The sequence below is a fragment of the Xylanibacter rarus genome (genome assembly GCF_001275135.1).
GTDB classification, from domain to species: domain Bacteria; phylum Bacteroidota; class Bacteroidia; order Bacteroidales; family Bacteroidaceae; genus Prevotella; species Prevotella rara.
The window spans coordinates 30696-45254 of sequence record NZ_LFQU01000026.1 but is presented as its reverse complement, the minus strand read 5'-3'; the positions used below and the strand labels follow the sequence as shown (position 1 = coordinate 45254).

The window sequence follows — 14559 nt, the reverse complement described above, 5'->3', positions numbered from 1 at the left end:
TATACATCATGCTATCGTTGAATAGAAAAAGGAAGATAGCGGATTGAAAATCCTGATACTTATTTCCGGCGGAGCGCAGATCCGCCGGCACATTTGCATTGTAGATTTATATAGTTGATTGCTAAATGTGTAGACATTGAATGGCTGAGTCAGCGCCAACAAGTTGGCCGGAACAACAAGACTATTGTTCTGTCGGATATGCACGAGTTGTTGAGCAAAGCGAAAAATTCGACAGCATAGAATATAAGAACCGAAGGTCAGCGCAGCTAATTTGTGATCCGAAAAGCATTCCGATTTTTTCCATAATCAGCCTGCACCGAGATCCGAAAAACATTCAGATTTGTTTTCTACACATCTATCTGCATCATGCTATAGTTGAATAGAAAAAGGAAGATAGCGGATTGAAAATCCTGATATTTATTTCCGGCGGAGCGCAGATCCGCCGGCACATTTGCATTGTAGATTTATATCGTTGGCTGACAAAGGTGGAGACATTGGACGGCTGAGTTAACACCAACAAGTTGGACAGAAACAACAAGGCTATTGTTCTGTCGGATATGCTATCCGACAGCATAGAATATAAGGATCTGTGATCCGAAAAACATTCCTTCTTAATTCAAACTATTAACCTGCTGTTTGCCGATAAAAAACGGGCCACTTTCGATGCAAAAGTGGGCCGTTTACGACTCGAAAACGATAGGTTAACAGTCTGAAAGCAGCAGACAAGGTTTTGCTTACTGTTTATGTCGCACGACGCCATACCGAGACTGCACGTTAAGCAAAGCAGGGCGTTTTGCTTACAGATTTTTGCCATAAATCTGTCCCGCGGCTTTTCCATGCCGGCAGCAACCTACAAAAAGCGAACGCGTAACAGCTGGCGCTGCCATCTCAAACATCAGCGCGACAATATGAATTTTATCGCCCACATCATGCATGATTCAGGCTAAAAACATGATTTTAGACATAAAAACAGGCATAAATCAAGAAAAATCGAGGATTGTCAGGGCTTTGTCAGGGTAGAAAAGCTTGGAAGTGATATGTGAATTAAATAATTTTGCGATGTGAATAACGCCTGAATCAAAATCGGGCAACACAACAAAACAATGAAATTTATACAAAAAAACACCCATAGTCCGGATAGGGTAAAAATCAGTAACAAACCTACATGAACCTTAAAAAAAGAACGATTATGAAGAAATTATTATTCCTAGCAATGACGATGCTGAGCACATGTTTCATGTCAGCACAGATAATGAAGGAAATTCCAGGATTACGCTATCACGCAATGAGCGAGAACGGCAAATGGATGTTATCCGTAGATAATGGCTACATAGGAATACTAAATACTGAGACCGACGAACTGCAGGAATACTGCGACGGAGTAACAGGCTACACCCTCGGAATGGGCAACATGGTAACCAATGACGGATTTTTAGTTGGTAATATTGACGGCGCGCCTTCAATATTAGACATTGAGAAAAAAGAATGGAAACAGCTACCTGTAAAAAAAGGCGACACATATTCATCAGCCAACGCCATAACAAACTCACGGAAATATATAGTGGGATACATTGGCAACAGCAACGGATTCGGAAATACTACTATTGAACCCGTTATATGGACAATGAACAGCGACGGTACATATGCAGATTACGAAAAATTGCCTTATCCGGAGAAAGACTTCACTGGAGTTGCACCACAATACATTCTGCCAAACTGCATTTCAGAAGACGGCACTGTAATCGGTGCGCAGCTTGTAAGACAAGACAACGAATGTCTGCCGATGATATACAAAAAAGCTGAAGACGGCACATGGACCTATGAAGTGTATGACAAAGGCTTATGCGAAGAGGGTACAGAATTTCCTGAGTTTCCGACAGAAGAACCTATCGTACCAAGTTATTACGATTATTTGAGCCAAGAAGAAGCCGGAGCATACAAACAGGACTCAACAGAATACGCCGACTCGTTGTGGGCCTACACCATTGGCGAATCAACCCAAAGGCCGACATATTATCCCGACCCAAAATATTACATGACAGAAGAAAACCTTAATATGTATAACGAAGCATGGGATAGCTATTTGACACTTAGCGATGAATATTCACAAAAACTCATGAACTTCCGAAGCTTCTACTACGAACATGTAACACCTAACTTCTACACAATGAATGGTGTATGGCTGTCAACAAACGGAAAATATTATGCCACGACTTGTAAGAAAGGATGGGAAGGGACTATTGGAGACGCAGCACTGCTGACAGTTGGCAAAACTTCTGAACTATATGACTATAAAGACGGTTTGTCAGGCTACTGTGTAACCAATGACGGAGACTTCTTCGTATCCGACGCTGGCACGGCATATGTCTATCCTGCCAACAGCAAAGAAAAAGTTACTCTAATTGACTGGCTTAGGTCCAAAGGTGAAACAGAAGCTGCCGACTGGCTATCTGACAAAGAAACTGGTATAGCTATATGCAGTGGCGACGGTCGTGTAATATCAGGATATTTTGGTGCGGCAGGCATATACGACAGTTGGTTGATCAAGCTCGACGGAACGCCTACAGGCATAACCGGCATTGAGCAGGATGGCAACAGCCACGTTAAGGCATACGACATGCAGGGACGCATCGTGGCAGAAGGCGAGTACAACGAGGTAAGAAACAATCTGAAAAGGGGTATATATATTATCAACGGCCGAAAGGTTGTAGTAAAATGAGAGTAGAAGAGCATGCGCCGCAGCAAAATTACAGCTGCGGTGCATGTCTGTAAACATCTGATTATCAGGGGATAAACATTATTTAACATCATTGTCCACCTTTTTATCCCCTATTTTATGCACCAAAAGTCAATAAAGAATGCTATCTTTGGAAGTCTGAAACGGCAAATTATCAAAATCATTAACCATAATCATCACGTTATGAGAAAAACATTTTTTACACTGATTGCACTGCTGCTGTCGCTCACGACAGTCAACGCACAGATGCTCACACCAGACGGAAGCATCACAGTAACAAGACAACACACAGCCGTAATTAACAAGCACATGGCTCCGGCAATGGGTCCCAACCGCATAGCGATGGACGCAGACGAGAGAATAATGGGCTACTATGACTCAGACGAGATGGGCACAAACGCCCTCGGACTGAACGGCAGCGGCCAGTTTAAAGCCGGCGTTGAGTTCACCAAGGCACAGATAGGCCACTTCGTTGGCGGACAGATAACCAAAGTGCGCTTCGCTCTCGGCGAGCTCATCGGAGCATCTAAAGTAAGCGTATACAAGGTTGCGCTCGAAAGCGGTGAGATGACACTCATGTCGGAAGAGGCCGTAGCCAGCACCCAGAAGGGATGGAACGACGTTACGCTCACAACACCTGTAGCCGTAGAAGACGGTGTGGACTATCTCATCTGCTACGACTTCACATCAGTGCCTGGAAAATATCCGCTGGTAGTAGACCAGGACGTAAACCCGGGCGGAGCTGTTGACGGCGGATGCCTCATGTACGGAAACCTCGGAGAGGGCGGCGAAGGATGGTACAACTTCGGCACACAGTACGGCAACTTCTGCATACAGGCCGTTGTTAAGGGCGGAAGCTTCCCCGACGAAGACATCACCATAAGCTCATTCACATCATCAAAATTCGTGCAGGCAGGACAGAATATAGCCTACAGCTACAGAATAAAGAACAACGGAAACAACATCCCGTCTGCATACACCATCGACGTGATGCTTGACAACAACGTGATAGCTACAGCCGAAACACCCGTTGCGCTGACAAACAGCCCGCAGACCGTGAACGGCAACGCCACAATACCTGCAGACGCTGCATCAGGCAAGCACACACTGGCCGTTAAGGTGACAAAGATAAACGGACAGGCTCCTACAGAGTACACCGAGGACGACATTGCCGGCATGGACGTCAGCGTATATGCCGAAAGCATGCTGAGACAGAAGAACCTCGTTGAGCAGTTCACTTCAACAAAATGTACATACTGCCCGCTGGCAGACCCCGTTCTCCAGAAGCTTTCAGACATGCGCGGCGACATCATCATCGTGGCACACCACAACAAGATACCTGCAGCCGGCGACCCGATGATCTGCGACGATGCACTTGCCATATCAGACATGTTCAACATGAGCGGCAACCCGTCAGGAATGTTCAACAGATACTATGAGCCCAGCATGGAGCTGAACGCTGATCAGACACTGACTCTCGGACTCGGATACAACTCACAGTATGTAGACCTGGCTGCCGAGATGCTCAATCAGGTGGTTGAAAACTCTAACAGCGTGCCGGCATTCGCAAACATCAACATCAAGACTGAATACAACGAAAGCACAAGAGAACTGAGCGTTGAGGTTTACGGTAGTGGCGTCAGCGAGTTTAAAGACTACGTAGGCGAAGACGCAGCTCTGTCAGTGTTCCTCACAGAAGACGGCATACAGGCAGCCCAGACAGGCGGCAGCAGAGACGAAATACACGACAACGTTATGCGCAAGGCTTTGTCAGATGCATTCGGCAGCGCCATCAACTGGGACGGCAACACATACAGCAACAAGTACACTATCACTCTCGACAGCTCATGGAAGCCCGAAAACATGCACGTAGTGGCATTCATCAACCGTCCGGTAACAGATAATTCAGCCATGAGCGACGTATGGATCAACAACGCCGAGACATGTAAGCTTGGCGAAAGCATCACAGCCGGCATCGAAGCCCCGATAACAGACAAGGGCACTGGCGTAGAGGTTGAGCGCTACACTGTAGACGGCCGCAAGATAAGCAAGCCTGTGAAGGGTCTGAACATCGTAAAGATGTCTGACGGCAGAACAATAAAAGTTATCGTTAAGTAATTTTCTTCAAAAGCACATCAGGCAGCTGACGGGACAAAAGCCTCAGGCAGCTGCCGCCATAACAAAGCCCCCTATGCGCACAACGCGGCGCATAGGGGCTTTGTCATATAATAGCGTCAGCAGAGCCGTCAGGCTGCATAATGCAGGCATCAGATCATGAGTCTTGCCGCAGCACGCAGACTGCCTTCAGCAGCTACGGGAGGCGCTTTCTGTACGTCTTCACTCTAACAAGATATCAAAAGGTACGATGCTCTATCCCAAGCCACGTTAGGATTCATTTATATTGAACGTATAGCCCTTTATACAATCATAACAAAAAATAATAGAAAACATATAAACTGACGAAAACAAAAATCTTCTTTCTAAATTAAATCATACGCTGACCAACTTTCTCCAAATTCACAGAGTAAAACTATTTTTGATGTTAATACAAATCATCAGATATCCTTCCATAGGAACAGACATAGCCAATAACACACCATAAAACAGGAGAAGAATGGCACAAAACCCGCAAATCCAAAATATTCTACATAAAACCAAGCATAAATGACTCCTCATAGATAGATAAGCAGCAAAGAGAATCAAAAAATAACAAAAACACATGTTTTTCTATAAAAAAGCCACATTTAAACATGAAAACAGCCTAAAATAAGAAAAAATCATAAGTTGTCAGGGCTTTGTCAGGGTAGAAAAACTTGACATTTATGCTTGATTTCGATAATTTTGCGGTGTAAATCATGATTTAACATATGTATTAAACAAGAAGAGTATTAACCCTTTAATAATTACGAACTATGAAAAAGCAAGTACTTTTCGCTGCAGTTGCAACATTATTAGCTTCTGCCCCGTCGTTTGCTCAGATTAAAATGCAAAAAAACAACTTCACACCGTTAAGCATTTCCAACGACGGAACAGTAAGCGGAACCTACGGACAGGCCATGCCATATTATTTATGGTCATCACAGGACGGAAACATGACAGAGATCGGTAGTACTTCAAACGGCCCCGGATCATCAGGAAACGGAATAATATCTGCTGACGGAAATTATGTTTCCGGTATAGTCAGAACAACTATAAAACCTATAACAGAACTTCAACGAAAGTCATATGTAGATAAATACACATTTACGGATATCGTAAACATAAACGGAGGATACATTGCCGTTGGCAAAACCGAAGACAATAAGGGTATTGTCATCAGAAACACAGGATTCAATACAAGATGGAATCCTACTAATATGGATTCACCTATAAATACAATATGTTTCCTTAACGATTATGTTGGAATAATTGCAGGTGACAACGGATTTTATCAAACTACTATTAGCTCTGGCTCATGGTGGGCTGATGAATATGAGCATCCGGGCAAGGACGACGATGTAGACAAGTTTGTGGCTGTAGACTTCAGCGGCGAGTTCTATGGTGCAGCAGCAGCAGTTCTGGCTGACGGCAGCGGAGCGCTTTACTATTCGGAGAATGGCGCAGAGACGTGGAGCGCGGCTACAGGCTGGGAAGGACATCCCACAGCTATATGCCATGCATCAGACAAGAAGTTCTACATGGTTACCGAGGAGGGACGCATATACACATCTGAAGGCGCAGGCGAATGGACACAGTGCGGCGACCTTGGCAAGGCGCTAAAGGCTGTAAGTTTCGCTGACACGGAGAAAGGAATAGTAGTAGGCGACAATATCATAGCCGTAACAACAGACGGCGGAACCACATGGACTGAAATTGAAGCCTATGCAAGCGGCACATGGCTCTCTGCCGTATGGAACGGCGACGATGTCTACGTGACAGGCAAGGGCGAGGCCATAATATATTCAGCCGACAACGGCAAGACATGGGAGCAGATAAACACTGACCTGGCCGACACTGAAGGAACAGTAAACAGCATCATATATAACGGTAAAGAATTATATACATGCGGTACTTCGAGCACATTCTATTTCCGTCAGTCAGAGGCTACGGAAACACAAATCCGCGAAATGGCACGCTATGACAGAAACGCCGACGAATGGACTCCTCTCGGTTTTTTCTCACCAATGGGTGAAAGTGGAAGTAGTGGATATTGTGTATCTGGAGACGGAAAAAGTGTTGGAGGAAACGCTTACGTAATAAGAAATGCTGACTCGTTCAAATTCAAAAACGTAGCAGCCGCTGCAGTATGGAACGAAGAAGACGGCAAACTGATTGAATTGCCCGGACTATATCAGGAAAAAGCATCAAACGCACGTGTTGATGCACTGAACGCAGACGGCACAGTAGCCGTAGGCTATCAGGACATTGACGGCATGTGGACATCATCTGTATGGAAGAAGGAAAACGGAGTTTGGGGTGACGGCATTATATTGTTCAAGGACAAGGAAGTCGGCCTTGCTGACTACAAGAACATAATGCAGATGTGCTCATGCGTTTCTCCCAACGGCAAATGGGTTGGCGGATATGGCAATGATGCTTCATATTACGAGACAGCTGAAGATCAAAAAATGGCAGAACCTTATATCTGGAGCGAAGAAACAGGCGTGATGAGATTAGGTATACTCGAAAACACACCGGCTAAAGAGGGTTATTATGGTTATGTAAGCAGCATATCTAACGACGGATCGATGGCCTTCGGTACGTTCCAGACCACAATGCCCGGCATAGAGATATGGGGTGTGCCGTTCATCTGGACCAAAGAAGACGGCATGCGCGACCTCAACGACTGGATAACAGAGAAATATAACACAGACTTAGAGGGGTATAGAATTTACGGAGTTTCAGATTTATCTGATAACGGACAATATCTGCTTTGTTATATCCGCAAGGACTATGATTTCGGCGCTTGTGTCATCGACCTTAATGCTGAAGGCACAGACATCAGCCTCGGCGAGACAGCAGCCGACAACAGCGTGAGGATATATCCTAACCCGGTATCAGACATGATACACATCGACCTCAACTCGGCAGAAAACGTGAAGATTAGCCTCTACGGACTGACGGGCAACGTGGTCAAGACAGCTGCAGAGAGCGGCACAACAGCCACAATGAACGTAACCGACGTGCCCGAGGGCATGTATATCCTCGTGGTAGATAACGGAAAGAACAAGACAGTAAGAAAAATGCACATCACTCACTGATTAGTGTGCCGTGCTTAATCTGAATCACGTATGGGCACGGCATTATTGAATGGGGCGCCGGCATGACATAACTGTTGTGAAACATCAAGGCCGGCGCCCCGTCTTTTTATGACACGGCTTCATAGCATAAAAAATATTATCTTAACAGCCGTCACCGCCACAAAGATGCACAGCCTGCAGGCAGCTATCCCGGCAAGGCATTTACCCCTGAATGTTTAACCCCATACGCCACACCGGGAAAATATTTGCCGGACACTTCTGCCATACCTACAGTCACACATAAAGACACCGGCAGCCGGCAGCATGCGCATCGGAGTGACGCGTGGCGGCTGTTGATATGATGATGCCGGGGTTGGATAAAGAATAAGGATAAATATATATCAGGCATCCTATTGCCCATATATATCATGACGCGCTGTCTTGCCCGTCGTCAATTATCGACTGCAGATATCCGCGTATCGACACGTCGCTGCCGAGGCTTATCTTCTTTCTTAGCCTGTTGCGGCTCTTCTCTACCGACTCAACCTCGCGGAACGTTATCTGCGATATCTCCTTCGAGGTCAGTCCCATGTATATGTAGGCACACAGGCGGCAGTCGTTCAGCGTAAGGTTAGGGTGAGCCTCCTTGAGCTTGGCGTCGAAGAGCGGCGACACCTCGTTGAAGTATGTCTTGAAGCCCTCGTTGAGCCTATTGGCGGTCTGCTGGCGCAGCTTCAGCGATATGCCGTTGACGCGCTTGCGCGTGTCTTCCTCGGCTATGTCCTTGCTCAGCTCGGCCAGCTCCTCGCAGATGTTCTTGTGCAGATTGTCTATCGACGAAAGGTCTATCGAGAATGTCGTCAGCTCGCGGCTCTTCTTTCCTATTTCGCTCTCCATTCTCTTTTTCTCCCATTCGTGCTCTTTCTGCTCAAGCATCCTCAGCTTCTTTTCCTGCTCGAGTATTATAGCGCTCTGCCTCTGCTCGTTCTTGCGTTTCTTTATGCTGACAACCACGAGCACCGACAGCAACACGGCCACGAGTATGGTGGCCACAACTATTATCATACTGTTGCGCAGCTTGATGTTGGCAAAATCATACTTCATCTTCAGCTCCATGTTGTCGTTGCGCAGCTGTGCTATGTCATACCATGTCATCATCTGGAAGAGCTGCCTCTTCTGGTTGTCAAAGTTGAGCGAGTCGTTGAGTTTCATGCTCTCCTGCAGGCATCTCGACGCCCTTTCGTAATAGTTGAGCTTCATGTAGAGAGTGGCTATCTCCTTGAGATACTTGCCCTTTATGGCGTCCGACTGCTTCGGCATCACCTTCTCCTCGATATATTCAATCTCGCTGAGAGCCTTATGCTTCTGCCCCATGGCTATATAAAGCTGCACGAAGTTGAGCCTTATCATCAGCTCTGACACCATAAATTTTTCGCCCGGCAGCGTCTTCTCTGCCATCATAAGAGCCTTCTCAGCCTCTTTATATTTACCCATCTCGGTGAGTAGTCCGCCCTTGTTGATATAAACGCGCGACAGCAAATCTCTGTTGCCGGCGGCACACTGTATCGCACTGTCGAGGCAGGCAATGGCCGTGGGCATGTCCTTCTGTCCGCAGTAGACCAGCGCCATGTTGTTATACAGTATGCTGCTTGCCCCTGCCAGGCTCTTCAGACTTATCAGCATCCTCAGAGCCTTGGCATAGTCACCCGTATCATAATATAATTGTGCCTGATTAGTATATATCTGCGACAATAGATTCCTAAAACCGTACTTACGGGCTATGGCAGAACCCCGGTCGAACATCTTGCGGCCTTCCTCATGAAATCCGAGCATCGTGTAGCCTATTCCGGCCGAGTTGGCATACTTTGCCATTATCAGGAAGTCGGTCTTCTTTGAAGCCGTCTTCTTCACCTCGTTGAACACCATCCTGGCAAAGAGCACCTCAGCCAGAAAGTCGCCCTTCTCGGTGAACATCATGCACATTGGATAATAGCTTGCTGCCAGCTGCGCAGGCTTCAGCGAGTCGGCATTGCTGCGGTTAATCTTGTTGATCTCGTTCATATAAAATTTGCTGGATGGAGTATTCTGCACATACTCTTTCAGATATGCCGTCCACCGCTCCTTCAGCGCATTCTTTTCTGCCCTGCCTGCCACCGCAGGACACACACACGACAACAGCAATGCTGCCACAGCGGCGCGTAGAGCCACGCAACGCACACCGCGGCATGCCGCAGAGCAACATTCAATGACACAGGCTAAAAGGAAAGGCAGACATAAGGCAGGTCTGCCGTATTGGGTATACATCAAGCGCATAACAGATAAAATTAATTTCAGCGGCAAAACATCACTCAGAAATACCGCCCATGTCAGCATCACGCTGCATGACGGCAGGCCATGGCGTAAGACTTGTATGCATAGAGAGCCGCAATACTCGAAGCATAATATCAGACAAGGCCGGTTTCAAAGGTACGAATTATTAATCAAAACGTGGCCACTTTATCCGCTATTTTTGTCTTTTTGCCGTAAATTAAGCCCTATCCTGCCGCCTTAACAAGGCCTTAACGACGTATGACATTGCGCCGTACGGCGTATGCTTTTTCTGCCTGTGCGGCGGGCCATGCCGGAGATAATGCAGCCAGAACGGCGGCAACATAAAGCCGGAGGCAGACAGCCACGCAACAAATCATAACATTAATTATGCCGCCACAATGACAGTTATATCACTTTTTTGTTATAACTTTGCGCCCGGAATATAAACGTTTATAAGACATGTCATTAAAATGTGGTATAGTAGGACTGCCTAATGTGGGCAAGTCTACGATTTTCAACTGCCTGTCGAGCGCAAAGGCACAGGCAGCCAACTTTCCTTTTTGCACCATCGAACCTAACGTCGGCGTGATAACCGTGCCCGACGAACGCCTGACAAAGCTCGCCGAGATAGTTCATCCGGGACGCATCGTGCCCGCAACCTGCGAGATTGTGGACATTGCCGGACTCGTAAAGGGTGCCAGCAAGGGCGAAGGTCTGGGCAACAAGTTCCTCGGAAACATACGCGAAACCGACGCCATCATACACGTGCTGCGCTGCTTCGACGACGACAACATCACTCACGTTGACGGCAGCATAGACCCCATACGCGACAAGGAAATCATTGACACCGAGCTGCAGCTGAAGGACCTCGAGACCATAGAGGGACGCCTGAGCAGGCAGCAGAAGGTGGCAGCCGCCGGAAACAAGGAGGCAAAAATAGAAGTAGGGGTGCTCGAGGCATACAAAGAAGTGCTCGAACAGGGCAAGAACGCACGCGTGGTTGAGTTTGACAGCAAGGAAGAGCAGGACGCCGCACGCAACCTGTTCCTGCTGACGGCTAAGCCCGTGCTGTATGTTTGCAACGTCGACGAGGCATCTGCCAAGACCGGCAACGACTACAGCCGCCGCGTTGAGGAGGTGGCAAAGGCCGAAGGCGCCGAGGTGCTCGTGATAGCAGGCAAGACAGAGGAAGACATAGCAAGCCTTGAGACATACGAAGACAAGCAGATGTTCCTCGACGAGCTGGGCCTTGAAGAGAGCGGCGTAAACCGTCTGATAAAGAAAGCCTACGCCCTGCTTAACCTCGAGACATTCATCACCGCAGGCGAGATGGAGGTCAAGGCATGGACATATCACAAGGGCTGGAAGGCTCCTCAGTGTGCCGGTGTAATCCACACCGACTTCGAGAAGGGCTTTATCCGCGCCGAGGTGATAAAGTATGACGACTACATCAAATACGGCTCTGAGGCTGCAGTGCGCGAAGCCGGCAAACTGGGCATCGAGGGCAAAGACTATGTTGTGCAGGACGGCGACATCATGCACTTCAGGTTTAATGTATAAATTTTAAGAGCAAAAGAGGCTTGAAAGAGTAGTTAAAGGAGTTAAAGCAGTTACCGCTCCCTATGGTCGCTCAGGAGTTAAAGTCAAATGCCTTTAAACCTGCATACCATAAGAACGTTAACTGCACAGGCTCTGCTCAACAGGCAAGGCTAATGACTTTAACTACCGGCAGGCCCAAGCCTGCGATAACTCCTTTAACTACTCTAACTACATAAATATTACCTATAAAATGAACAACCTACTCTACATCCTGTGGAACCCCAACCTGGTGGCATTTCATCTCGGGCCGATGTCCATACGCTGGTATTCGCTGTGCTGGCTCCTGGGCCTTGCGTCGGCATATTTCATCGTGAAGAGGCTCTACAAGGAGCAGAAGATAAAGCCGGAGCTGTTCGATCCGCTGTTCATCTACTGCTTCGTGGGCATACTGATAGGCGCCCGTCTGGGCCACTGTCTGTTTTATGAGCCCGACTATTTTCTGTCGAGCGGCAAGCATATAGTGGAGATGATACTGCCAATACACTTCATGGCCGACGGCTCGTGGAAGTTCACCGGATATGAAGGACTGGCAAGCCACGGCGGAACCATCGGACTTATCATCGCCCTTTGGCTCTACGTGCGCCGCACAAAGGTCAACATCTGGCGAGTGCTCGACAACGTGGCGATAGCAACTCCCGTAACGGCATGCTTTATCCGACTGGGCAACCTCATGAACTCTGAAATCATAGGCAAGACAACCGACGTGCCCTGGGCATTCATCTTCGAGCGCGTCGACATGACTCCGCGCCATCCGGGACAGCTCTACGAGGCTATAGCCTACGCCATTTTCTTCTTCGTAGGATGGTATTTCTACCGCAAGAAGCCGCAGCGTGTGGGCACAGGATTCTTCTTCGGACTCTGCATAACGCTCATCTTCACGGCACGATTCTTCATCGAGTTCACAAAGGACATACAGGAAGAGTTTGAGGCTTCGATGCTGCTCAACATGGGACAGCTGCTCAGCATACCGTTCGTAATCGTCGGACTGCTCTGCATGAAGGGCGGAAAATGGATGCAGAAACTGGGCATTGAGAAATAGACCGATATCCTACGGCTTAACGGCCGGAAAGGAAACAAATAGAGGAAAATAGGGGAAATTTGCGGAAAATTTCCCCTATTTTTATGTATTTATGCGAAATTAATCATATATTTGCGCAAAAGATAACGACGCAAATGATTGAGAAAACACCCGAAATTACCCAAAACGACCTGACGGAAGCCATGAAGCTGCTTACCGACAAGAGCCACATGCCGCTGCTGAAAAAGATCAGCAACGGGTATGATTATTGGGACAAGGTGAAATATCTCGCGCCAAAAGGCATCAGCAGCAAGGCGCTGTGGCATGCCGTAAAACTGCAGCGGATGCTCAACTCAAAGCAGATAAGCTTCGGACGCTACACGTTCAGCTTCACCGTTACAGAACACATGCTCGCCATGATGCACGAGTTTGACATGAACATAGGCGGCAACCTCGGCACCGACAGCATAATACCCGAGAGCGACAAGAACTTCTATCTCGTAAGCTCCGTTATGGAAGAGGCTATAGCGTCGAGCCAGATGGAGGGAGCGTCGACCACACGCAAGGTGGCGAAAGAGATGCTGCGGAAGAAACAGAAACCGCGCGACAAGAGTCAGAAGATGATTGTCAACAACTATGCCACGATAAACTATCTTGCCGAACACAGGCACGACGACTTCTCGCTCGAAAGGATTCTCGAGATACACAGATACATATCTGCCGACACTCTCGACAACGGCGGATATGAAGGAAGCCTTAGGCAGACCGACGACATAGTGGTGATGAACGGCATAACGGGCGAGATAGCCCACACACCGCCGCCGCACGACGAGGTGGAAAGCATGCTGAGGGAGCTGTGCGACTTTGCCAACACTGACGCCCCCGACAACTTTATACATCCGATTATCAAGGGAATAATAATCCACTTCATGCTTGCCTTCATACATCCCTTTGTAGACGGCAACGGGCGCACGGCGCGCTCGCTGGTCTACTGGTACATGATGAAGAAGGGCTACTGGCTCACGGAGTATCTCTCAATATCGAGAATTATCTACCGGAACAAGGCACAATACGAAAAGGCGTTCCTATACACCGAGGCCGACGGCAACGACCTGTCTTACTTCATACAGTATAATCTGATAACGATGAAGAAAGCATACGAGGAACTTAAACTCTACCTGCAGCGCAAGATAAGCGAGCGCGAAAGCATGACAGCCCTAAGCGGCATGAACGGCATAAACCTAAGACAGGCAAGGATAATAAAGGAGCTGTATAAAAACGGCGACAACATAATAACCGCCAAGGAGATAGCAACGCAGTTTGCCGTAACCGACAAGACGGCAAGAACAGACCTCCAGGCTCTTGTACAAATGGGAATAATGAGCGAGATTAAGCTCAACAACAGAATGACGGGATATGTCAGAGCCGACAACTTTGAGGAGAGAATAAATGAATTAAGTAAGGGAAATACAGAGTAAAACAAGGGAAATTAGGGGAAATTTGCGGAAAATTTCCCCTAATTTCTTTTTTATTGCCCATTACGTTCAAGCCAAGAAACATAACAAAAGGGATTTTCTGCCGGACATAAAATCCGTTCTGACGCGTTTTTTTTGTGTTCGGTGTGAAGATGTAGGGATGTGAATGAGAAAACGGCTCACGCGGGCTTAAAATGGCGT

Annotated in this window: 7 protein-coding genes; 6 read left to right on the top strand and 1 reads right to left on the bottom strand. The window is 47.5% G+C overall.

Going from position 1 to position 14559, the window contains the following annotated elements; genetic code table 11:
* The first annotated feature begins 1189 nt into the window (after positions 1 to 1189).
* From ACU52_RS11815 to ACU52_RS11805, 3 genes are all read left to right on the top strand, one after another.
* Positions 1190 to 2719, top strand: coding sequence for a hypothetical protein (locus tag ACU52_RS11815; RefSeq protein WP_147630862.1), 1530 nt, complete (start codon positions 1190 to 1192; stop codon positions 2717 to 2719).
* A gap of 201 nt (positions 2720 to 2920) precedes the next feature.
* The gene (locus ACU52_RS11810; protein ID WP_053398924.1) at positions 2921 to 4855 is read left to right on the top strand and encodes an Omp28-related outer membrane protein; all 1935 of its coding nucleotides are present in this window, start codon (positions 2921 to 2923) and stop codon (positions 4853 to 4855) included.
* 794 nt (positions 4856 to 5649) lie between these two features.
* Positions 5650 to 7977: a T9SS type A sorting domain-containing protein gene (locus ACU52_RS11805; protein WP_082335273.1), complete on the top strand. Its 2328-nt coding sequence runs from the start codon at positions 5650 to 5652 to the stop codon at positions 7975 to 7977.
* A gap of 405 nt (positions 7978 to 8382) precedes the next feature.
* Here ACU52_RS11805 and ACU52_RS11800 read toward each other — a convergent pair whose 3' ends face one another.
* Entirely contained in the window at positions 8383 to 10146 is a 1764-nt protein-coding gene (locus ACU52_RS11800) for a tetratricopeptide repeat protein (protein WP_162207772.1), read from the bottom strand.
* A 579-nt stretch (positions 10147 to 10725) separates the two neighbouring features.
* Between ACU52_RS11800 and ychF the strand changes: the two genes are divergently transcribed.
* The 3 genes from ychF (at position 10726) to ACU52_RS11785 (ending at position 14361) form a co-directional block, all read left to right on the top strand.
* Positions 10726 to 11826, top strand: coding sequence for a redox-regulated ATPase YchF (gene ychF / locus ACU52_RS11795; RefSeq protein ID WP_021962971.1), 1101 nt, complete (start codon positions 10726 to 10728; stop codon positions 11824 to 11826).
* A 229-nt stretch (positions 11827 to 12055) separates the two neighbouring features.
* Positions 12056 to 12904 carry a prolipoprotein diacylglyceryl transferase gene (gene lgt / locus ACU52_RS11790; protein ID WP_053398921.1) on the top strand — a complete coding sequence of 283 codons (849 nt, stop codon included), beginning with the start codon at positions 12056 to 12058 and terminating at the stop codon, positions 12902 to 12904.
* Between the two features lie 134 nt (positions 12905 to 13038).
* A complete protein-coding gene (locus tag ACU52_RS11785) occupies positions 13039 to 14361 on the top strand; it encodes a Fic family protein (protein ID WP_053398920.1) in 1323 nt (440 codons plus the stop codon).
* Positions 14362 to 14559 lie beyond the last annotated feature (198 nt).

What these genes read in the sequence shown, in the direction of transcription:
- ACU52_RS11810 (WP_053398924.1), top strand. Translation starts at nt 2,921, where the DNA reads ATGAGAAAAACATTTTTTACACTGATTGCACTGCTGCTGTCGCTCACG.
- lgt (WP_053398921.1), top strand. Translation starts at nt 12,056, where the DNA reads ATGAACAACCTACTCTACATCCTGTGGAACCCCAACCTGGTGGCATTT.
- ACU52_RS11805 (WP_082335273.1), top strand. Translation starts at nt 5,650, where the DNA reads ATGAAAAAGCAAGTACTTTTCGCTGCAGTTGCAACATTATTAGCTTCT.
- ACU52_RS11815 (WP_147630862.1), top strand. Translation starts at nt 1,190, where the DNA reads ATGAAGAAATTATTATTCCTAGCAATGACGATGCTGAGCACATGTTTC.
- ACU52_RS11785 (WP_053398920.1), top strand. Translation starts at nt 13,039, where the DNA reads ATGATTGAGAAAACACCCGAAATTACCCAAAACGACCTGACGGAAGCC.
- ychF (WP_021962971.1), top strand. Translation starts at nt 10,726, where the DNA reads ATGTCATTAAAATGTGGTATAGTAGGACTGCCTAATGTGGGCAAGTCT.